The sequence below is a fragment of the Glycomyces sp. NPDC021274 genome, from assembly GCF_040641195.1.
Classification (GTDB): domain Bacteria; phylum Actinomycetota; class Actinomycetes; order Mycobacteriales; family Micromonosporaceae; genus Glycomyces.
On the sequence record NZ_JBFADC010000008.1, the window covers coordinates 65066 to 87166 of the forward strand.

Here is a 22101-nt window from a genome sequence, read left to right on the forward strand (position 1 = left end):
TGCGGACCGTCCGACAGGGGCGCGCGGCCGTTTCCCCCTCGGCGAAGCTTGCGAGCCGTCCATTTACACCGTCGAGCGAAGCCCTTGACTCCACCGTTATCGAACCGAGGCCGCCGCCGCCTTCGCGAGGCGGCAGGCGTAGTTTTGGGCGGTCATTACGGACCCACCGGCTGCGTCCGGGTTTTTGCACTTTGAACACAGTGGGACGCTTGACAACCACATGCGCCACGGGCAGACTAGTGACACTTGCGGCAATCGCGGAGGATTGTCACTTACCGCCCTTCAGGTAACGGATCTCGGCGATTCCCTGCGCCGACGCGGCCCCTTCCGCGTCCGATGCCGGCGGGGCCGCACCACCCCGTGGCGGCCAGCTGCAACGGTGCAGACCGGCGCCCGAGGCCGACGCTCGCGGAGCCGAGAACGAGGAAGGCCCAGTGTCGAACCAGAACCCCCCGCCGGCTCCGGCCGGGCCCGCGGACGACGCGCCCGAGTCCGACCGCAAGCCGTCGTTCTCCCAGGTCTTCGGCGACCGCGAGGCCGCCGGGTTCCTCCTCGCGTTCTGCCTCTCGAACGCCGGCGCGATGCTCAACCGCGTCGCCGTCACCTTCCTCGTCTGGCAGCAGACCGAGTCCTCGGCGCTCGCCGCCGCCTCGTTCGCGATCAGCTTCGCGCCCTACCTCGGCCTCGCCCAGGTCCTCGGGGCCGTGGTGGACCGCTACTCGTACCGCAACGTCATGATCGTGTGCGACGTGCTGCGCGCCGCGCTCATCAGCCTGCTACTCATCCCGGGCCTGCCGATCGGCGTCATGATCGCGATCGTCTTCGCCGTCGCCGCCGTCCAGCCCGCCTACAACGCCGCCCGCGTCGCGACCCTCGCGCAGATCCTCACCGGTGACGCCCTGTCGGTCGCGATCGCGCTCACGTTCAGCGCCGCCGCGACCGCCCAGATCATCGGCTACCTCGCCGGCGGCCTGCTCGCAGCGGTCGACCCGTACACGGCCCTCGCGATCAACGCCGCGCTCTTCGTGGTCAGCGCGATCGCGATCAGCCTCCTCGTGCAGTACCGGCCCTCGGTCAACAAGCGCGAAGAGCGCCGCCACGTGCTCACCGAGACCGCCGACGGCCTCCGGATGCTGCGCGACAACAAGGTCCTGCGCACCGTGTCCTTCGGGATCTGGGGACTCTTCGCCCTCACCGCCGTCCCCGAGGGCGTCGCGGTCCTGTGGTCGGTGCACCTGCACGCGGACTCGAAGACGCAGGGCCTGATCATGGCCGTCGACGCCGCCGCCGCGGTCGTCGCGACCCTCCTGTTCACCCGCTTCGTGCGGCCCTCGGTGCGCGACAAGCTCATCCGGCCGCTCGCGTTCATCGGCCCGGCGGTCCTCGCGACGGCGCTGCTCGACCCGCCGCTCGCCGGGGTGCTGCTCATCGCGATCGGCGCAGGCGTCGCGAACATGATCATGGCGCCGATGAACGCGACCCTCGCCCAATGCATCCCCGACGGCTGGCGCGGCCGCGTGGTCGCCGCCGCCAACTCCGGGCTGCAGCTGAGCCAGGGCATCGCCATCGCCGGCATCGGCCTCATCGTCGAGTTCGGCGCGTCCCTGCCGTACGTCGTGGGCGCCTGGGGCCTCATCGGCTTCCTCATCCAGTACCTGGTCACCCGCAACTGGCCCACGCCCGAGGAGATCGAGGCCACCAAGGCCGCGGCCGCACCGCCGCCCGCCGCCGCCTGATCCCCCAGGAGCCTTCGCTCTGCACCCCCGCGGCCGAGAGCTAGGCTCGTCTCGGCGTCCCCGGGCCGGCGCCCGCGGCGACGCCCGCGAGCCCGTAGTTCGCCGGGGACACGAGGCCGGGAAGCAACAGGAGCACCAACGTGGAACACGCAAAGACCGTCGAGCTGCGCGGACACCTCATCGACCAGGGCGTCTTCGCCCGCGTCATGGACGACGTCCTCGAGTACTCGGGGGCCTACACGATCGACCGCTTCGACGTGGGCCGCCACCACACCGACGAGTCCTACGTCCAGCTCACCGTCTCCGCCGAGACGCCGGAGCAGGTCGAACGCATCGTCATGCGCCTCCAGACGCACGGCGCGAACCCGCTCGACCCCGGCATCGCCGTCCTCAAGCCGGCCCCGCGCGACGGCGTCTTCCCCGAGGACTTCTACTCGACCACCAACTTCGACACCCAGATCCGCCTCAACGGCAACTGGATGGCCGTCGAGAACTCCGAAATGGACTGCGGCATCATCGTGTCCGAGGACCGCGCCAGGGCCTGGACCCTCCCGGTCTCCGACGTCAAGGCCGGCGAGCTCGTCGTCTGCGGCGGCCTCGGCGTCAAGGTCCTCCCGCTGCCCGAGCCCGAGCGCAAGAACCCCGAGTCCTCGAACTTCGAGTTCATGAGCGGCGGCGTCTCCTCCGAGCGGCCCCAAGCGCTCCAGGTGCGCCAGATCGCCGAGCGCATGCGCGAGGTCAAGGCCCGCGGCGAGAAGATCCTGTGGGTAGGTGGCCCCGCGATCGTCCACACTGGAGCCGGGAAGGCCCTGGAGGCGCTCATCAACGAGGGCTACGCGGACGTCATCTTCGCCGGCAACGCCCTCGCCGCGCACGACATCGAGTCGAACCTGTACGGGACCTCGCTCGGCGTGGACCTCGACAAGGGGCACGGCGTGCCGCACGGCCACGAGCACCACATCCGGGCCATCAACAAGATCCGCTCCTGCGGCTCCATCCGCGAGGCCGTCGACCAGGGCGTCCTCAAGGGCGGCATCATGCACGCGATGGTCAAGAACCAGAAGGAGTTCGTGCTCGTCGGCTCCGTGCGCGACGACGGCCCGCTGCCCGACGTCTACACCGACGTCATCGAAGGCCAGCGCGCGATGCGCGCCGCGCTGCCGGGCGTGGGCTTCGCGATCATGGTCGCCACGATGCTGCACTCGATCGCGACCGGGAACCTCCTGCCCGCGAAGGTGCCGCTCGTGAGCGTCGACATCAACCCCGCGACGGTCACGAAGCTCGCCGACCGGGGTTCGGCGCAGGCGATCGGCGTGATCACCGACATCGGGCTGTTCTGCGAGCAGCTCGCGAGCGAGCTCGTGGTGGGTTACAAGCGCGACTAAGCACTCCGCCTGCTTCTGCGGGTCCCATCGGTCGACGGCCGGCATCCGAGCGGGTGCCGGCCGTCGTCCGTCGCCGCACTCACTCACACCAGCGGGCGCTCGCGTCGACTCCCCCCCGACTGGCGCGGCCCGCCCCGAACGCCCCGATTGCCGGGGGTTTCGCCGGGTGCATCGATTGACATTGCATCGATACATGTTTATATTTGATCGACATCGATCGGATACCGGCAGGAGCGCTCCGACCAGGAGCCTCCGGCCCGCCCGGACATCCCGACCCCGCCGCGGATGCGGCCTCCCGTCACCGCCGGGGCCCGCCCGCACCGCGGAACCCGCCGATCGACTGCATCGCAACACCTTCACCGTGAAACTGAAACGTTCCAAGGCAGGGCTCCCGAAGGAAGCGCCCCTCGCTCGGAGCCCCTCCGGCGAGGCGCATACCGCCTGCCGGCACCTGCCGGCCGACCTCAGACCCGGCACCGATCGCTTCACCCCGAAGGCATCCCCCACAGACGCAGAGGACCAGACATGACCAGAGCATTGAAACGGAAGCTCCTACTCCTCGTCACCGCCCTGTCGGCGGCCGTATTCGCCACCGCCATCACGCTGTTCGCGATTCCGCAGGCGAGCGCGGTCGAGGTCGGCACGTGGTACAAGATCGTCAGCCGCTCCTCCGGGCTGACGCTCGGCATCGAGGGCGGATCGAGCGCCAACGGCGCCCAGTTGGTCCAGCTCAACGACAGCGGGGCCTCCAGCCAGCAGTTCCGCTTCGTCGACTCGGGCGGGGGCTATTACCGCATCCAGGCCCGGCACTCGAACAAGGTGCTGGACGTCTGGGAGCAGAACCGGGCCGACGGGGCGACCATCGCCCAGTACGACGACGTCAACGGCACCAACCAGCAGTGGCAGGTCAACGAGAGCGGCGGCTACGCCACCATCGTCAGCCGGTTCTCCGGCAAGGCCCTCGACGTGTGGGAGCGATCCACCGCTTCGGGAGCCCGCATCTCGCAGTACACCGTGAACGGGGGGACCAACCAGCAGTTCCAGCTCGTCCCCGTCGGCGGCACCGGGGAACCCACCGGAGGGCCCACGGGCGAGCCGTCCCAGGATTGCGGTGCAGGCACCCCGAACGCCACGGTGACCGGCTCCTCCGGCGCCTACGTCACCCGCAGAGGCAGCTCCACCGTCTACTCCGGTTCGGACTACCGGGCGGCGGTCCAAGCCGGTGTCGACGCCATCTCCAGCGGCCAGCGCGTCGCCGTCATGGCCTCGGGATCCATCGGCGCCAACACCATCTCCATCGGCAGCGGCAAGATCTTCGAGGGCTGCGGCACGATCGACATCGGATGGCGCAGCGGCAGAGGCGCCATCGAATCGCTGAACACCTCGAACGTGTCGATCCCCTACCTGAACCTGACCGGTTCGGCGTACTTCGCCATGCGGTTCTACGGCAACAGCAACCTGCACCTCGGTGACATCAACATGGAACTGAGCGGAGGCATGGGCATCCGGTTCGAGCGCGATCAGCCGGGCAGCACCAACGTGACGATGGACGACGTCTACGTCAGGGGCGCCGGCAGCCACGCCGTCGAGACCTGGAACATCAACGGACTCGAGATCGGCACCGTCACCGCCCGGAACGTCGGCGAGTCCGGCCTGCTCATCCAGAACACGACCAACGCCCAGATCGGGCTCGTCGACGGCGACAACGTCGGCAGCGGGACCGGTTACGCGACCTTCCGCATGGCCAACCGGAACGGCCGGCTGTCGAACGGGTCCTACAACACCAACATCTACGTCGACAAGGTGATCTCCCGCGGCGGCGGCAGGGGCGTCTTCTGCGTCTCGGAGTCGGGCGGGGTGAACATCCGCCAGGTGGACCTGTCGGGCAACGGCAACAACTCGATCCTCATCGAGAACTGCTACAACGTCACCATCCAGGGCGGGACGGTCAACGGCGGCGGCGAAGTGCGCATCGCGGCCCGCTCGGAGTTCGCCAACACCCGCGACACCAACATCACGCTGACCGTGAACAACACGTCAGTGCGGGAGTCGCCGTGCGCGGACAACTCCACGTGGAACCTCTCCGGCAACGGGGCGAGGAACATCTGCTGACAGTCACCTGACCGAGCAGGGCGGGGGTCGTTCGTCTCGAACGGCCCCCGCCGTTCGCGCCCAGGGCACCGTCGCCCCTTCGCCCCTGGGCCGCTTGGAAATACGATTTGTCCGCAGCGAACGCTTTCCAAACGGCGATGCGCCCGCTATGATCCTTTAAATCGATTCATATCAATGCCTCAATTGAATCGTTTCATCGGAACCATGCACAGGAGCACCAATGTCCCTCGCACCGACGCGAAGACTCCGCACCCTCGTCGCGACCGCCGCCGCCTTCCTCGTGGGCGCCGCCGGCGCCGTCGCCCTCCCGGTACTCGACGGCGCCGCAGTCGCCCAGGCCGCCTGCGGCGCCAACTCCCCCCACGCCACCGTCACCGGCTCCAGCGGCGCCTACGTGACCAAGGAGGGCTCGACCACCGTCTACTCCGGCAGCGACTACCGCGCCGCCGTCCAGGCCGGCGTCGACACCATCTCCAGCGGCCAGCGCGTCGCCGTGATGGCCTCGGGCAACATCGGGGCCAGCACCATCACCATCCAGAGCGGCAAGACCTTCGAAGGCTGCGGCATGATCACCGTGGGCAACCGCTCCGGCCGCGGCGCCATCGAGGCGATCAACACCACCAATGTCAACATCGCGTACCTGAAGATGAGCGGCAACCCCTACTTCGGCCTCCGGTTCTCCGGCACCAACGGCCTGAAGCTGGGCGACATCGACCTCACCCTCAGCGGCGGCCTGGGCATCCGGTTCGACCGCGACGCCGCCTGGAACTACAACGTGACCATGAACGACATCTACGTGTCGGGCGCGGGCAGCCACGCCGTCGAGACCTGGAACATCGACGGCTTCAACATCACCAAGGTGACGGCACGGAACGTCGGCCAGTCGGGCCTGCTCATCCAGAACTCGCGCAACGGCTGGGTCGGCACGGTCGACGGCAACAACGTCGCCGCCGGGACCGGCTACGCGACGTTCCGGATGGCGAACACCAACGGCCGGCTGTCGAACGGCTCGTACAGCACCAACATCTACGTCGACAACGTCATCTCGCGAGGCGGCGGGCGCGGCGTCTTCTGCGTCTCGCAGTCCGGCGGCGTGGTCATCAAGAACGTGGACCTGGCGAACAACGGGAACAACTCGATCCTGATCGAGAACTGCTACAACGTCTCCATCAGGGGCGGCACGGTCAACGGCGGCGGCGAGGTGCGCCTCGCGGCCCGCTCGGAGTTCGCCAACAACCGCGACATCTGGATCACGCTGCGGGTGGACAACACCTCGGTGCGGGAGTCGCCGTGCGGTGAGAACACCAACTGGACCCTGAGCGGCAACGGCTCGCGGAACATCTGCTGACGCGGCACGAGCGCAGGGCCGGAGCGATCGCTCCGGCCCTGTTTCGTTCGGTGTCCTTAGGGGACGATCTCGCGGTGGCGGGCGAGGTCGGCCGCGCCGATGACGCCGGCCTTGGAGCCGAGCTCGGCGGCGCGGACCTCGGCGACCGGGATCTGGGCGCGGCTGGCCAGGGCCTCCTTGTAGTGCTTGCGGATCGGGTCGAGGAGGAGATCACCCGCGTCCACGACGCCGCCGGCGATGAGGATGACGCCGGGGTCGATGAGGTTGACCATGTCCGCGGCGGAGTTGCCGAGGTAGAAGCCGATGAAGTCGAAGGCGCTCAGGGCGACCTCGTCGCCCTGGCGGGCGGCCTCGGTGACCTGGCGGCCGGTGATCGACTCGGGGTCGCCGCCGGCGAGCTTGAGGAGGACCGCGGCCTTCTCGGGGTGCTCGGCGGCGCCCTCCTGGGCGGCGCGGGTCAGGGCCCGGCCGGAGGCGTACTGCTCGAGGCAGCCGTTGCGCCCGCAGCCGCAGTCGCGGCCGCCGGGCATCACGGAGCGGATGTGGCCGATCTCGGCCGCGACGCCGTTGGTGCCGCGCAGGAGGTTGTCCTTGACGACGATGCCGCCGCCGACGCCGGTGCCGATCGTGTAGAGGACGGAGGAGCGGTGGCGCTTGGCGGCGCCGTACTTGTGCTCGCCCCAGATGGCGACGTTGGCGTCGTTCTCGACGACGACGGGGAGGTCGATGGCCGCAGCGACCTTGTCGCGCAGCGGCTCGTCCTTCCAGGAGAGGTTGGGGGCGAGCATCACCGTGGAGCGGTCGGAGGAGATCCAGCCCGCCGCGCCGATGCCGACGGCCTCGACCTCGCGGCCGGTGCGCAGCTCGTCGACGACTTCCTTGACGGCCTGGATGACGCCGGAGGTGTCGTCCGCTGGGGTGGGGCGCCGGGACGTGGCGAGGACGTTGCCGTGCTCGTCGACGAGGCCGCCGCCGACCTTCGTGCCCCCGATGTCGACCCCGATAGTCAGACTCACTGCTGTACCCTCCAGCGGTTCACGGTTTGAGGCGTGGGATGCCGCGCGACGCTGCGGGCCACCGAGGACTTTACAGCGCGATGACCTGGAGATGAAATCGGCCGTTCCGTCCCCCTCGGCGAAGGTATCACCGGGCGCGAGGGGAGAGGGTCGCTTGCGTGACAGTCCCTCAGCGTGCGTTCGACGGTCCCGCTCCTGCTCCGCTAAGCTGCCCTTAGCATCATGGTCTGCCTCACAGTCCCTCTTCCATTGGAAGTTGACCCACCGGTAACATGAGCTGTGAGCCACTTTACAAAGCCGTGAACATGGCGTCTTGAACGGAGCCTTTCCATGCGCGAGTTCGCCGTCCCCCCCGTGGTGACTGTGCCCGACGAAGACAACACCCTCACCGCGCTGTGGGACGCGGCCGAGAACCACCCCGCCTCGATCCTCTTCATGCGCTCGTTCGACGACGGTGCCACCTGGCAGGACGTCACGTCGGTCGAGTTCCGCGAGCAGGTCATCGCCGCCGCGAAGGGCCTGGCCGCGGCCGGGATCCAGCCCGGCGACCGCGTCGCCCTCATGTCGGCCACCCGCTACGAGTGGACCCTCCTCGACTACGCGATCTGGGCCGCCGGCGCCGTCACTGTCACCATCTACGAGACCTCCTCCGCCGACCAGGCGAAGTTCATCCTCGAAGACTCCGGCTCCGTCGCAGTGATCTGCGAGGACACCGAGATGGCCGCGATGGTCGAAGGCCTCGGCACCCAGGTCAAGCACGTATGGACCATCGACGACGGCGCGCTCGACGCCCTCGGGGCGCTCGGCGCCGACGCCGACGTGGACATCGAGGAGCGCCGCACGAGCCGCAAGGCCGACGACCTGTGCACCATCGTCTACACCTCCGGCACCACCGGGAAGCCCAAGGGCTGCATGCTCACCCACCGCAACCTCCTGGCCGACATCCGCAACGTCATCCCCGAGGTGCCCGGCGTCCTCTACGACGGCGCCCGCATGCTGCTGTTCCTCTCCCTCGCCCACGTGCTCGCCCGCATCCTCCAGCTCGCCGGGATGGAATCGCGCACCACCATCGCCCACGCCGACCGCACCAAGCTCACCGCGATCATGCCCGTGGTCAAACCGACCACGCTGCTCGCGATCCCCCGCGTGTTCGAGAAGGTCTACGCCGGGGCGTACCAGAAGGCCGTCGACGGCGGCAAGGGCCACCTCTTCGAGAAGGCCTCGGTCGTCGCCAAGGAGTACAGCCGCGCCCTCGACAAGCCGGGCGGCCCGGGCCTGATGCTCAAGCTCAAGCACAAGCTGTGGGACGTGCTCGTCTACTCCAAGATCCGGGCCGCGATCGGCGGCGAGTGCACCTCCGCCGTCTCCGGCGGCGCGGCGCTCGGCCCCGAGCTCGGGCACTTCTTCCGCGGCGCCGGCGTCACCATCTACGAGGGCTACGGCCTCACCGAGACCTCGCCGGTCCTCTCGCTCAACCTCCAGACCGCCATCAAGGTCGGCTCGATCGGCCGCCCCACCCCCGGCACCGCCCTGCGCGTCGCCGAGGACGGCGAACTCCAGGCCAAGGGCCCGCAGGTATTCCCCGGGTACTGGAACAACGACGCCGCCACCGCCGAGGTCCTCGACGCCGACGGCTGGTTCTCCACCGGCGACATCGCCGAGATCGACGACGACGGGTACGTCACCATCACCGGCCGCAAGAAGGACATCATCGTCACCGCGGGCGGCAAGAACGTCGCCCCCGGACCGCTCGAGAAGATCCTCGACGCCCACCCGCTCATCGCGTACGCCATGGTCGTGGGCGAGGGCCGCCCCTACATCGGCTGCCTCATCTCCCTCGACGGCGAGATGCTCCGCGACTGGCTCTCCCGCCACGACAAGGACCCGGAGACGCCCATCAGCGCCCTCACCGAGGACCCCGAGCTGCGCGCCGAACTCCAGGAGAAGGTCGACGAGGCCAACCGCACGGTGTCGCGGGCAGAGCAGATCAAGCAGTTCCGGATCATGCCGGTCGAACTGAGCGAGGACGCCGGGGAAATCACCCCGTCGGTCAAGGTCAAACGACACGTCGTCATGGAAAAATACTCAAGCGAGATCAACGCGCTCTACGACACGGCGAAAGCGCAACGAAACGAGTAAGCGAGGTGCCCGCATGGGCGATGAGGCGGTGCTGGAGCGCCAGTGGCGACTGCCCGCCGTCGCGCTGAGGGGCGTGCTGTTCGCGCTGGTCGCGGTCTTCGGTTGGGCCAATGAAGGGCTCGCCGACGCCCTGACCTGGTGCGGCATCCTGGCGCTCGCGGCGCTGCCCGGCGTCGTGCTCCCCCGGCACCGGCTCCTGGCTCCCGCCGGGCAGCTCGCCGAGGTCGCCGTCGTCGTGCTCGGCACGCTCGCCACCGACGGGCTGCCGCCCTGGATGCTGCCGTACCTCATCGCGCCGTTCGCCACGGCCGCGTTCGACGCGGCCGACACGACCGGCGAGGACGACCGGCACAGCCGCATGCGCGCATGGGGCCCGCCCGTGCTCGTCGCCGTCGCCGCGATCGGCCTCATCGCGCAGACCCCGCGGGTCTCCGCGTACGACCGCGGCACCTACGTGACCACGGTCGCCATCGCGCTCGCCTTCGGGCTCGCCTCGGCCGTCGGCGCATGGTGGATGCGCCGCTCCCGCTCCTCGGACCTGCACCACTCGCAGCTGCCGTACGCGGAAGCGGCCGCACTGCTCACGCAGCTGCGCGTCGTCGCCCGCCAACTGCCCGGGTCCACCCTGGACCCGGGCGGGATCGCGACCGAGATCGTCGACACCGCCTCCCGGATCCCCGGCGTCGCCCGCGCCGCCGTGCTCTCCGCGGCCTCCGGCAGACGCCTGGTCGTGCTCGCCCAGCACGCCGACGAACGCGTCGACTGGGAGACCTCCCCGCAGCTCAACTCGCTCCTCGCCGACGCCTGGGCCGGCCAGAAACCGCAGGCCGGGCAGGTGCCGCTCTCGCGCTCGACCCAAGGGCCCGTGGCGTCCCTGGTGATCCCGCTCGTCGCCGAGGGCCGCACCGTGGGCCTCGTCGCGATCGAATCCGACGACCCGGCCGCGTTCGGCCCCGAGGCCATCACCGCCGCCGAGGACCGCACCAAGGGCGCGGCCCTGCGCCTGGAGACCGCCCTGCTGTTCGAGGACGTCAGGTCCATGGCGACCACAGAGGAGCGCCAGCGCCTCGCCCGCGAGATCCACGACGGCATCGCCCAGGAGCTGGCGATGCTCGGCTACGGCATCGACAACGCCATGGCGATCCTGCCGGCCGACGCCGGGGAGGCGAAGGGCGAGCTGGAGGACCTGCGCTCGGAGGTGACGCGGCTGGTGACCGAGCTGCGGTTCTCCCTGTTCGAACTGCGGTCGAACGTCGACCGTCAGGGCGGTCTGGCCTCCGCGATCGCGGACTATGCTCGTACTGTGGGCGCTTCCGCCGGCCTCAGGGTGCACTTGTCGCTCGACGAGGGCGGGGCGAGGCTCCCCGCGAGTACCGAGGCGGAGCTGCTGCGGATCGCGCAGGAGGCGATCACGAACGCCCGCAAGCATGCCCGGGCCGAGAATCTGTGGGTGACGTGCGAGGTCGACCCGCCTTACACGCGCATCGAGGTGACCGACGACGGCCAGGGCCTCTCCGGTGAGGCTTCGGAGGGGCGCTACGGACTGGCGATCATGAGCGAGCGGGCGGAGCGGATCCGCGGATCACTGGAGATCCGGCCGCACCAGCCGCACGGGACGACCGTGGCGGTGGTGCTCAACGCCGGGGCACGACCGACGCCCCGGGCCGAGACCCCGCGGCCCGGTTCCGCCGCCTGGGCGGCCGCCGACCGCATTGCGAGAACTGAACAGCCGGCCCGACGGCCCGACCGCGACAACAACTGAAGGCTTGCAAGCAAGGCCTTGCGTGGCCGTGGCAGCCAATGAGGAGAGAGACGACATGAACGCTGAGGCGCAGGAGACGACCGGTCAGACGACCGTGCTCATCGTCGACGACCACGACCTGATCCGCAAGGGTCTCCGGCATGCCTTCGACCGCGACCCCGAGTTCGAGGTGGTCGGCGAGGCCGACACCGCCGCGGACGCACTCCGGCATGCCGCTTCCCTCATGCCGTCGGTGGTGATCATGGACCTGCGCCTGCCCGACGGCTCGGGACTGGACGCGACGCGCAAGCTCCGCAAGGCCCACCCGAACATGGGCATCGTGGTGCTGACGATGTACGCGGGCGACGACCAGCTGTTCGGCGCCCTGGACGCGGGCGCTTCGGCGTTCGTGCCGAAGTCGGCCCCGGCGAACGACGTGGTCTCGGCGGCGCGGCACGCGGCGGCGAACCCGACGGCGTTCAGCGCCGCGGACCTGGCCGAGGCGATGCAGCGGCGGCTGACCCCGACGGGCCCGCAGCTCTCGCCGCGCGAGTCCCAGGTGCTGAAGCTCCTCGCGGACGGCCTCTCGGTGGCCGGGATCGCGAAGCAGCTGTACGTCTCGGAGTCGACGGCGAAGACGCACATCTCGAAGCTCTACGAGAAGCTCGGTGCGGGCAACCGCGCCCAGGCGCTCATGACCGCTTTGAAGCTCGGCCTCCTGGAAGCCCCGGACCAGCCGAAGTTCTAAAGCGCCTTTGACCTGCGCTGACACCGGATTGTCGGACCCTTGTGGGAGTGTGGTCCTTTTCGGTTGGTCGGAGGTGGAGCGGGTGGGTACGGGGCATCCCCTACGCATGCCGCACGGCCGAAAGCCGGCCGCGCCCGCGCCGCGCCCCTCAGACCGTCTCGCCGTACAACATGCCCTCGAGCCTGCCGGCCTGCCGGTCCCACGTCCATTCGCTCAGGGCCCATTCGCGACTGGCCTCGCCGAACGTTCGCGCCAGCGCGGGATCGGCGAGGACCTGCGAGAGCCGGAAGGTGATCTCGCCGAGGTCGCGGCCGTCGACCACCCACCCGGACCGGTCGTGCAGCACCGTGTCCGGTGCGCCGCCGGAGTCGCCGGCGATCACCGGCAGGCCGCACGCGGCCGCCTCCAGGAACACCGCGCCGAGCCCTTCCACGTCGAGGCCGCGGCGGCGCGTGCGGCACGGCATCGCGAACACGTCGCCGGCCGCGAAGTGCGCGGCCAGCTCGTGCTCGGGCACGCCGCCGGTGAAGACCACCTGCTCCTGCACGCCGTGCATCCGCGCGAGCGCGCGCAGCCGCGCCTCATAGGGGCCCTGGCCGACGATGAGGAGCCGCACGTCCGCGCCCACCTGCTCGCGCACATGCGGCAGGGCCGCGATGAGCATGTCCTGGCCCTTGCGCGGCACGAGCCGCGAGACGCACACGATGACCGGCAGGCCTTGGAGGCCGTGCCGTTCGCGCACGAGGGAACCGTCCACGCCGGGATGGAACGTCTCGGTGTCGATGCCGAACGTCAACTGCTCCAGCCGGGTCAGGTGCCCGGCGACCGGCGCGATGCGCCGGTGCGTGTAGTCCCCCAGGTAGGTCATGACGTCGAGCGATTCGGCGATGCGCCGCAGGGCGCCGCGCGTGCCGGGCATCATCGCCCAGCCGACCTCGTGCCCGTGGGTGAGTGCGATGGCGCGCTCGATCCCGGTGTCGTGCTTGAGACCTGCCGCGAGCAGGCCGAGGGGTGCGGCGGCGCCGAACCAGACGCGGTCGCAGCGGTGCTCGCGGGCGACGGCGGTGACGGCGCGGGCGACCCGGGGGGTGGGCACGAGCATCGTGCTGCGGTCGCGCACGACGGTGAAGGGCTGGACGGCGTCGAACTCGGCCCAGCCGGGCGAGGTCGAGGTGTAGACCACCAGGTCGTCGGAGGGCAGCCGCAAGGCCATGCCGTGCACAAAGGTCTGTATGCCGCCCCGGCGGGGCGGGAAGTCGTTCGTCACCAGCAGTGTCCGGCTCATCATGACCCCCTACATGATCCGACCAGTCTGACACGCGGGTCCGGACGCGCGCTGCGATCCGCATGACCAGGGAGTGAAGAGCCGCGGTCGGCAGTCCCCGCCTGTGACGGCGGTGGCACACTGGTGCCTATGTTGAGCGGCCAGGCAAGCGGCGACGAAGGCCCTGAACCGACGGCCTCCGGGGACGGGGGCGGTGCGGACGGGGCGTCCGAAGAGGACCCCGCCGAACCTGGGGCCGAGTCGTCGGGCGGTGCCGTTCAGGACAGCGACGGCCCGGCCGTTTTCCTCTCGGAACCGGTGCGGCGCAGGGCCGTCGAGATCGCCGCCGTGGCGATGCCGGGGCTCGGCCCGGGGAGGGTTCCGGCCCGGCTCCGACGCTTCCTCAAGTTCAGTCCGGTCAAGCGGGCGAAGCTCGCGAAACCCGAGCTCGTCGTCGCGCTCGCCGCCGACGCCGCGTTCCGCGAGGGCCTGGCCGAGGTGCTCACCACGACCGATTCGCCGCTGATCGCGGCCATCGCCCACGGCGATGAGGTCTCGCCGATGGCCGACCCGGCCGAGGTCGCCGCGCTCGCGTACCTGATCCGGCCCGAAGGCTGGCGCGACCTCATCGCCACCGCGACCCAGGCCGTGGCCGAGGCCCCGGAGGCCCCCGCCGCCGAGACCACCACCGAAGGCGACGCGAAGCGGTTGGCGTCCTTGGAGAAGGAGAACGGGAAGCTCCGCGGGGCGCTCGCCGAGCAGCGGTCGGCCGCCGCGGTCCTGCAGGAGGAGCTGCGGCGGGCCCGCCGCGACCTGAAGGACGCCGAGGACCGGGCCGCCAAGGCCGCCGGCGACCTCGCCGCCGAACGGGGCCGCCTCAAGCACCTCGACACCGAGCGCCGATCCGAACGCCGCCGCATCGAAGCGGAGGTCGAGTCGTTGAAGGCGCAGCTCGAACGCGTTCGCAAGGCCGACAGGGAGCACGAGCGGCTCACCTCGGCCCGGCTCTGGCTGCTCATGGAGACGCTCTCTGGCACGGCCACGGGCCTGCGCCGCGAACTGGGGCTCGAACCGGTCGCGGAACGGCCCGCCGACTACATCGCCGACGAACTCTGCGACGAACCCGAGGAGCGCACCGCCGAGGGCTCGCGGGGCCTCGACCAGACCGATCCGCAGCGCCTGGACCACCTGCTGTCGCTGCCGAACCCGCACCTCATCGTCGACGGCTACAACGTCACGATCTCGGCCTGGGGCGAGACGCTGACGCTCGAGCAGCAGCGCAACCGGCTCGTGCACGGCCTCGGGGCGGTCGCGGCGCAGACGAACGCGGAGATCACCGTGGTCTTCGACGGCGCCGACGCGATCTTCGGCGCCAAACCGGGCGCCCGCGGCGTGCGGGTCCTGTTCAGCGCCAAGGGCCAGATCGCCGACGACGTGGTGGTCGAGCTCGCCCGGGTCGAACCCGAAGGCCGGCCGGTCATCGTCGTGTCCTCCGACCAGGAGGTCGCGACGCGGGTCCGGCGCGAAGGCGCCTACCCGGTGCCGTCGCCGCTGCTCGTCCGTTGGCTGCAGCGGAGTTGAGTAGAGCCGCTGGTTGCAGCGGAGCTGACGCAGCGGGTCTACGGCCGGCGCGGGGACACTTTCAGCATCACCGAGCCGGCGGCGAGGTCGTGCAGCCCGCGGTGGTAGGGGTGGGCCAGCGCGGTCAGGGCCGGGAGCACCAGCGAGAGCAGGACCGCGCGGACCAGGGAGCGCAGGGGCCCGATCGGCCCGCCGTGATCGGCCGAGACGCACGCGATGCGCATGAGCCACATGCCGAGCGTCTGGGTGCCGAAGGCCAGCAGGGCCGTGCAGTACGCGGCGAAGAGCACCGCGCGCACCAGCGCCTGGCCGAAGGGGTCGGCGGTGACCAGGTCGAACCAGGTCAGGACGACGGCGACGACCGTGCAGGCGATCCAGTCGATGAACAGTGCAACGAAGCGCGCACCGAGGGTCGCCAGATCCTGGCCTGCGCCGGTGGTTCGGGAGGAGTTCGCACTGCGTTCGCTCGTCATGGCGCGAGTCTACTGGCGGCCCGAAAGGTGGCTTGTGCGCCGCCGTGAGCAGTGGTTTCGGTCAATGTGGAACAGACCTGAACAACGCAAGTAACACGTACGAAACATTTGATTTACGGTGGGGCAATTGATCGAGGTTAGCGTTTCGCCTAATAAGCTTAGGCGTCGACAGCGAGGTCGGCCTGCCCGGCGAAGCTTGCGAGCCGGCCCTGAGTACGGCTGACGGGGGAACCGGCCTTTCCGGACCCGCCGGCACTCACCTACCGAGAGGAATACCTTCGTGTTCTCCAGCCCTGAAGAGCTCCTCGGCTACGTCCGCGACAACGACGTGAAGTTCATCGACGTCCGCTTCTGCGACCTGCCCGGCGTCATGCAGCACTTCAACATCCCGGCCGAGTCCTTCGACGACGACCTCCTCGAGGAGGGCCTCGCCTTCGACGGCTCCTCGATCCGCGGCTTCCAAGAGATCCACGAATCGGACATGCTGCTGCTGCCCGACGTGGCGACCGCGTTCGTCGACCCCTTCCGCGAGCAGAAGACCCTCGCCCTGAACTTCTTCGTCCACGACCCCTTCACCCGCGAGGCCTACAGCCGCGACCCCCGCAACGTCGCCAAGAAGGCCGAGCAGTACCTGGCCGGCTCCGGCATCGCCGACACCGCGTACTTCGGGGCCGAGGCCGAGTTCTACATCTTCGACTCGATCCGCTTCGACCAGACCGCGAACCAGGCGTTCTACGAGATCGACTCGATCGAGGGCGCCTGGAACACCGGCGCCGACGAGCCGGGCGGGAACCTCGGCTACAAGCCGCGCCACAAGGGCGGGTACTTCCCGGTCGGCCCCGTCGACCACTTCGCGGACCTCCGCGACCGCATGGTCACCAACCTCATCGAGGGCGGGCTCACCATCGAGCGCGCCCACCACGAGGTCGGCACCGCGGGCCAGTCGGAGATCAACTACCGCTTCGACACGCTGCTGCACTCCGGCGACGACGTCCAGAAGTTCAAGTACATCATCAAGAACACCGCCACCCAGGCGGGCAAGACGGTCACGTTCATGCCCAAGCCCCTGTTCGGCGACAACGGCTCGGGCATGCACACCCACCAGTCGCTGTGGGCGAACGGCGAGCCGCTGTTCTACGACGAGACCGGGTACGCCGGCCTCTCCGACACGGCCCGCCACTACATCGGCGGCCTGCTCAAGCACGCCCCGAGCCTGCTGGCCTTCACCAACCCGTCGGTGAACTCCTACCGCCGCCTGGTGCCGGGCTTCGAGGCCCCCGTGAACCTGGTCTACTCGCAGCGCAACCGCTCGGCGTGCACCCGCATCCCGGTCACCGGTTCCAACGCGAAGGCCAAGCGCGTCGAGTTCCGCGTGCCGGACCCGTCGAGCAACCCGTACCTGGCGTTCTCGGCCATGCTCATGGCCGGCCTGGACGGCATCAAGAACAAGATCGAACCGCCGGCGCCGGTCGACAAGGACCTCTACGAGCTCGGCCCGGAGGAGTACGGCGACATCCAGCAGGTCCCCGGCTCGCTCGACGCGGTGCTCGACAACCTCGAGGCCGACCACGACTTCCTCACCGAGGGCGGCGTGTTCACCCCGGACCTGATCGAGACCTGGATCTCCTTCAAGCGCGAGAACGAGATCGACCCGATCCGCCTCCGCCCGACCCCGCACGAGTTCGACCTGTACTACGAAGTGTAACGAGTAGTACCAAAAGGGACGGCTTACGAGGCGTAGTACGCAGTGCTCGAGGGGCGCGGCGGGTGTGTGATGCACCTGCCGCGCCCCTTGAACGTTTGTTCACCCCGGACGCCGCGAGGGATACTCGCCCGGTGCCTCCCCGCTTCCTACCCGAACGCGACCGGGCCGTCTTCCGCGACGCCCTCGCGATGTCGATCGGCATCTGCATAGTCGGCGTCTCCTTCGGCGCCCTGGCCACCTCGGCCGGGCTGCCCTGGTGGATCCCGGTCGCCATGTCCTTCCTGACGTTCGCGGCCACCTCCCAGTTCGCGATGCTCGCCGTCGTCATGGCCGGAGGCGGCGTCATCGCCGGCCTCGCCGCGGGCGTGCTCGTCCACCTGCGGCACATCCCCTACGGCCTCGCCGTCGGCAACCTCTACTGGGACAAGTGGTGGACCCGCTTTCTCGGCACCTTCATGCTCATCGACCAGTCGACCGCGTTCGCGCTCGCGGCCGGCGACGACCGGCAGCGCGCGAAGGCCGCGTACTGGATCACCACCCTGACCATGTTCGTCGCCTGGAACGCCGGCACCGTGATCGGCGTCCTCGCGGGCGGCTTCATCCCCGACCCGAACGTGTTCGGCCTCGACGCCGCGTTCCCCGCGCTGCTGCTCGCGCTGGTGATGCCCGCGTTGAAGGACCGCGACACGCTCCTGGCCGCCCTGGTCGGCGCGGCCGTCGCCGCCGCGACCGCGCCGTTCCTGCCCACCGGCATCCCGGTCCTGCTGGGCCTCCTCGGCCTCCTGGCGACCTGGCCGCGCCGCAAACCGAAGGAGGACGCGGCATGACCATGACCGCAGTGCTCGCCCTCGCCGTCGGCGTCTTCCTGGTCCGCCTCGCCGGACCGCTCATGCGCAGCCGCATCAACGTCTCCGAGCAGTCGGAGATCCTCATGAAGCGCGGCGCCATCGTGGTCCTCGCGGCCCTCGTGATCACCGGCGCTTTGTTCGCGGACGGCGGCTTCGCGGGCTGGGCCCTCCCCGCCGGCGTCCTCGTCGGCGGCCTCCTCGCCTGGCGCAGGGCCCCGATCCTCATCGTCGTCATCGCCGCGGCCGGCACGACGGCGCTGCTCCGACTCGGCGGCATCGCCTGACGTAGGACAAAACCCCTTTCGGGGAGTGGTGGAAGCGCTTCGCTACCATGGGGGTCCGGTCATGCGCCACGTCCCTTGTGGTGTATCACCGACCCCACTTGTCCCAGACGCACCTGCGTTCCCCCCTCCGCGCGCGAAGGACTCCCCATGCCTCTCTCGGCACCGTTCGCCCATCGACGCCTCAACGTCAAAGGTCTGCTCATAGCGATAGGCCTGCCGGTGGTACTCGTCGGCGCGCTGGTGGCGACGCTGCTGGGGACGGGTGCGTTCAGCCGCGACAGTGAGCTGGAGGACGAGAGCCTGTGGCTGTGGACGACCCCGGCCGGTGAGATCGCCCGGGTCAACGGCCTCACCGCCGCCACCGACGCGCGCTTCGAACTGACCGACGCCGCCGGCAACGCCGTCCAGATCGTGCAGACCGACTCGCACCTCCTCCTGCGCGAGATCGTCTCGGGGAAGGTCTCGGCCATCGACCTGACGACACTCGCGCTCACCGGCTCGGCCGAGACCACTCCCGGTGAAGGCGTCCGTCTCGCTCTGCATGACGAGGGCGCGTTCATCATCGATCAGACGCAGGGCCTGGTGAACCAGGTGGATCCGAGCACGCTCGCGGCGATCGGTGACCCGTTGCAGTTCCCGGCCGGGCTCACCGGTGGTGCGTTCGACAAGTCGGGGAAGTTGTGGGTGGGTGTGCCGCGTGAGGGCACGATCGTGCAGATCGAGCCGAAGGACCAGGGCGCGAAGACCGTGGCGACGGAGGTCGTGGCCGAGCCGCGCCAGGAGTTGGCGCTGACGGTGCTCGGTGACGGTGTGGCGGTGTTGAACTCGACGGCGAAGCAGATGACGACGCTGCGTTCGGATGGTCGCAGGTCGGTGACCGATGTCGAGCTTGCGGGTCCGGCGGAGACGGCGGAGACGAGTCCGGGGACGATCGCGTCGGTGACCGTGACGGACCCGCCGTCGGTGATCACGGTGAACGATGAGGAGTCGCAGCGGTTCGCGATCGCGGCGGCCCCGTCGAACCTGCTGGGTGCGTCGGTGGAGTTCCATCAGCGGATCTATGTGCCCGATGGTGCGTCGGGTCTGGTGTGGGTGTACGACCTGGACGGTAAGGAGCTGGACCGGATCGAGATCGATGCGGGCGGCGGTCCGGTGGAGATGTACCACACCGGTGACACGTTGTTCGCGAATGCGTTGAACACGAACGCGGCGGTGGTCGTGTCCGCGAACGGGAACGCGCGGCAGGCCGAGAAGGACCGCGACGACATCCTCGGCGGCAACGCCCCGCCGCCCGAAGCGGAAGACGAGCCAGGCGATGAAGGCAACGGCGACGAAGGCGAGGGCTCGGAGTCCGAAGAGGGCGGTGAAGCGGCTGAACCCTCGGCTCCCGGCGCCGTCACGAACCTCACCGGCGTCGGCGGTGACAGGTCGGTCTCGCTGTCATGGAATGCGGCCTCCCGAAACGGCTCCGCGATCTCCAAGTACGTCATCGAAGGTGCGGGCAGGACCTGGGAGGTCGCCCCGAACCAGCGCTCGCTCGAGGTCGACGGGCTCACCAACTTGCAGGCCTACACCTTCACAGTGACCGCCCACAACGCGATCGGCAGCGGACCCGCCGCGACCTCGCTCCCGATCGTCCCGACCTCGGCGCTTCCCGATCCGGTCGCTTCGGTGAGCGCCGTCGCCAACGCTGACGGGACGGTCGACCTGTCCTGGCCTGCGGCGGGAAGCGAAGGTCCGGCCGTCACCGGATACCAGATCGAGTCCGTCGGCGGCGACGGCAGCGGCCAGGTCATGGCCGAGACCGCCGGAACCTCCCACACGTTCACCGCCGGGGAACTCAGGTACGGGACCGGATACATGTTCACCGTGCGCACGCTCGCGGGAGGCGCGGCGGCCGAGCCCTCTCCGCAGTCCCCCTCCGTGACCCCGTACAACGTCCCCGACGCTCCAGGCAGCCTCGAGGTGACGACCGAGGTCGACACGGCGGGCACGGTCGAAGCCGAATGGGGCCAGCCGGAATCGAATGGTCGGCCCATCGATCACTATGTGGTGACCGCCAACGGCGAGAGCCAGGACGTCACCGGCACCAAGGTGCTGCTCGACGGCTTCGCAGACGGCGAGACCGTCGAAGTCAGCGTGGCCGCGGTCAACGCAGCGGGCGAATCACAGCAGACGACCGGCTCCGCCTCCACCGTTGCAGTTCCGACTGTTGCCATCGAAGTGCGCTCGACCTCTGGCGCGTCCGCGAGGCTGGACGTCACCGCCGAGGACGGCGGCGGGACGATCACCTGCGATTTCGAAACCACACACAACTACGACCGCGAGACCCACGGCGATACGACCCAGGTGTACCAGATCATGGTGGAGAAGCCCTGCACCGTGTCCTCGTTCCGTGGCACCGAGGGCGTCACGTTCACCGTCGAGGTGACGATCGAGAACGCGGCCGGGACGGGCACCGACGAGGTCACCTTCACCCTCTGAGCGCACGAAACGGGGGCCGCGCATTCGCGCGGCCCCCGTTCGTCAGAGCCGTTCAGTCAGGCTCCGGGTGTTGCTACCAGTCCTGCGCGGCGCGGCGGCGACGCATGATCAGGAAGATGGCGGCGGCGGCCACGATGAGCGCGGCGGCCGAGCTGATCATGATCGTCATCGAGCTACCCGTGGTGGGCAGCTGCGGCTGAGCGGACGGAGTGTCGCTCGGCGAGGGGGTCTCCTCGTCGCACGGGGTCCACGAATTGTCGCCGGAGGCGGCGTCCTTCGGAGATTCGATGTACCAGTAGACGACGAACTCCTCGTTGTCGACCGGCGGGAAGTTAACGGTCTTGGAGTCACCGGGGGCGACGACCTCGACGATTTCTTCCTCGTTGTAGCTCGGGTAGAAGTAGAAGGTGATCTCTTCACCGTCGGCGGGGACAGTGAGGGTGTAGGTCAGGCCGGACTCGCAGTCGACCTCGACGGACGCGTAGTGGCACAGCGGATTGTCGTGCCAGGTGATGGTCTCGTAGAGCTCACCGTCGACGAGGATGTCAACGGTCAGACCGGCCGCGGCGTCCTCGACCAGGAACTCCTCCCAGAACCACTCGTCCACCTCGGGGGTGTACGAGATCGGGTCGCCGTTGCTCGGGACGAAGGTGAACTCGGCGAGGGCCTCTTCGTTCAGGTTGTTGGCCTCGACGTAGACGCTGAAGCAGTCGTACCCGCCATAGGCCTCGACCACAGGCTCCGGCTCGGCCGGAGGCTCTTCGGTGCAGCCGCCGATGGGCGCGTCGACCTTGCCCGTCCTGGTGTCCTCGAACACCTTGCCGTCGTACTCCCATTTAGCAGCGATCGTGATCTCGGCTGAGGGCACGTCGGCTGCGAAGTCCTGGGTCCCTTCCAGGTAGTCGCCGGAGTTCATGCCCGGCAGCGGGGCGCCGACCTTGATCTCGGAGTCCTCGTTGAGTTCAGCGTCGACGGAGGTGATCGTGCCTGCGGTCTTGTCGTCGTCATCCCAGTCGGTGACCTGCCAGGTCACGGTCCAGCCGCCGTCATCGGCGCAGTCGACAGTGCCCTTGATCTCAGGGTGGTGGGCTTGGGCGGCGGAAGCGAAGGTGACCGCTCCTGCGAGGCCGAGGACGACGCTACCGCTCAGTCCCAGCACCCGCTTGAGGGTACGGTTCATGGTTCTCCTAAGGATGGCAATTGCTTTGGGGGGATTCGGAGCCGCGCGGCCGAGGGT

16 protein-coding genes are annotated in these 22101 nt (G+C 69.4%); 12 read left to right on the forward strand and 4 right to left on the reverse strand.

What is annotated here, in order from left to right:
• Positions 1 to 434 precede the first annotated feature (434 nt).
• From AB0I03_RS18190 to AB0I03_RS18205, 4 genes are all read left to right on the forward strand, one after another.
• On the forward strand, positions 435 to 1736 hold the full coding sequence (locus tag AB0I03_RS18190; RefSeq protein WP_360414090.1) for an MFS transporter: 1302 nt from the start codon (positions 435 to 437) through the stop codon (positions 1734 to 1736).
• A 140-nt stretch (positions 1737 to 1876) separates the two neighbouring features.
• Positions 1877 to 3121 (forward strand): TIGR00300 family protein, encoded by a 1245-nt coding sequence (locus AB0I03_RS18195; protein ID WP_360414093.1) that lies wholly within the window; start codon positions 1877 to 1879, stop codon positions 3119 to 3121.
• Positions 3122 to 3646: 525 nt separating this feature from the next.
• Complete coding sequence (locus AB0I03_RS18200; protein WP_360414096.1) at positions 3647 to 5233, forward strand: RICIN domain-containing protein; 1587 nt, start codon at positions 3647 to 3649, stop codon at positions 5231 to 5233.
• A 220-nt stretch (positions 5234 to 5453) separates the two neighbouring features.
• Positions 5454 to 6581 carry a right-handed parallel beta-helix repeat-containing protein gene (locus AB0I03_RS18205; RefSeq protein WP_360414099.1) on the forward strand — a complete coding sequence of 376 codons (1128 nt, stop codon included), beginning with the start codon at positions 5454 to 5456 and terminating at the stop codon, positions 6579 to 6581.
• 56 nt (positions 6582 to 6637) lie between these two features.
• Here AB0I03_RS18205 and AB0I03_RS18210 read toward each other — a convergent pair whose 3' ends face one another.
• Complete coding sequence (locus tag AB0I03_RS18210; RefSeq protein WP_360414102.1) at positions 6638 to 7597, reverse strand: ROK family glucokinase; 960 nt, start codon at positions 7595 to 7597, stop codon at positions 6638 to 6640.
• 330 nt (positions 7598 to 7927) lie between these two features.
• Between AB0I03_RS18210 and AB0I03_RS18215 the strand changes: the two genes are divergently transcribed.
• Genes AB0I03_RS18215 through AB0I03_RS18225 form a run of 3 tightly spaced genes read left to right on the forward strand, consistent with a single transcriptional unit; the run spans position 7928 to position 12225 of the window.
• The gene (locus AB0I03_RS18215; protein WP_360414105.1) at positions 7928 to 9736 is read left to right on the forward strand and encodes an AMP-dependent synthetase/ligase; all 1809 of its coding nucleotides are present in this window, start codon (positions 7928 to 7930) and stop codon (positions 9734 to 9736) included.
• Between the two features lie 13 nt (positions 9737 to 9749).
• Positions 9750 to 11498 carry a GAF domain-containing sensor histidine kinase gene (locus AB0I03_RS18220; protein ID WP_360414108.1) on the forward strand — a complete coding sequence of 583 codons (1749 nt, stop codon included), beginning with the start codon at positions 9750 to 9752 and terminating at the stop codon, positions 11496 to 11498.
• Positions 11499 to 11553: 55 nt separating this feature from the next.
• Positions 11554 to 12225, forward strand: coding sequence for a response regulator transcription factor (locus AB0I03_RS18225; RefSeq protein ID WP_205324017.1), 672 nt, complete (start codon positions 11554 to 11556; stop codon positions 12223 to 12225).
• A 148-nt stretch (positions 12226 to 12373) separates the two neighbouring features.
• Here AB0I03_RS18225 and AB0I03_RS18230 read toward each other — a convergent pair whose 3' ends face one another.
• Entirely contained in the window at positions 12374 to 13510 is a 1137-nt protein-coding gene (locus AB0I03_RS18230; protein ID WP_360414112.1) for a glycosyltransferase family 4 protein, read from the reverse strand.
• Between the two features lie 129 nt (positions 13511 to 13639).
• Between AB0I03_RS18230 and AB0I03_RS18235 the strand changes: the two genes are divergently transcribed.
• Positions 13640 to 15070 (forward strand): NYN domain-containing protein, encoded by a 1431-nt coding sequence (locus AB0I03_RS18235; RefSeq protein WP_360414115.1) that lies wholly within the window; start codon positions 13640 to 13642, stop codon positions 15068 to 15070.
• A 38-nt stretch (positions 15071 to 15108) separates the two neighbouring features.
• On the opposite strand, the gene AB0I03_RS18240 is transcribed toward AB0I03_RS18235, so the two are convergent.
• Positions 15109 to 15543, reverse strand: a complete 435-nt coding sequence (locus AB0I03_RS18240) for an RDD family protein (RefSeq protein ID WP_360414118.1) — start codon at positions 15541 to 15543, stop codon at positions 15109 to 15111.
• Between the two features lie 280 nt (positions 15544 to 15823).
• Between AB0I03_RS18240 and glnA the strand changes: the two genes are divergently transcribed.
• From glnA to AB0I03_RS18260, 4 genes are all read left to right on the forward strand, one after another.
• Positions 15824 to 17248, forward strand: coding sequence for a type I glutamate--ammonia ligase (gene glnA, locus AB0I03_RS18245; RefSeq protein WP_360414121.1), 1425 nt, complete (start codon positions 15824 to 15826; stop codon positions 17246 to 17248).
• 131 nt (positions 17249 to 17379) lie between these two features.
• Positions 17380 to 18075: an AzlC family ABC transporter permease gene (locus AB0I03_RS18250; RefSeq protein WP_360414124.1), complete on the forward strand. Its 696-nt coding sequence runs from the start codon at positions 17380 to 17382 to the stop codon at positions 18073 to 18075.
• Positions 18072 to 18380 (forward strand): AzlD domain-containing protein, encoded by a 309-nt coding sequence (locus AB0I03_RS18255; protein WP_360414127.1) that lies wholly within the window; start codon positions 18072 to 18074, stop codon positions 18378 to 18380. Before AB0I03_RS18250 ends, AB0I03_RS18255 begins: the two co-directional genes overlap by 4 nt.
• Positions 18381 to 18527: 147 nt before the next feature.
• Positions 18528 to 20864, forward strand: coding sequence for a fibronectin type III domain-containing protein (locus AB0I03_RS18260; RefSeq protein ID WP_360414130.1), 2337 nt, complete (start codon positions 18528 to 18530; stop codon positions 20862 to 20864).
• A 73-nt stretch (positions 20865 to 20937) separates the two neighbouring features.
• Here the strand turns inward: AB0I03_RS18260 and AB0I03_RS18265 are convergent, their stop codons facing one another.
• A complete protein-coding gene (locus AB0I03_RS18265; RefSeq protein WP_360414133.1) occupies positions 20938 to 22044 on the reverse strand; it encodes an LPXTG cell wall anchor domain-containing protein in 1107 nt (368 codons plus the stop codon).
• Between the last annotated feature and the right edge of the window lie 57 nt (positions 22045 to 22101).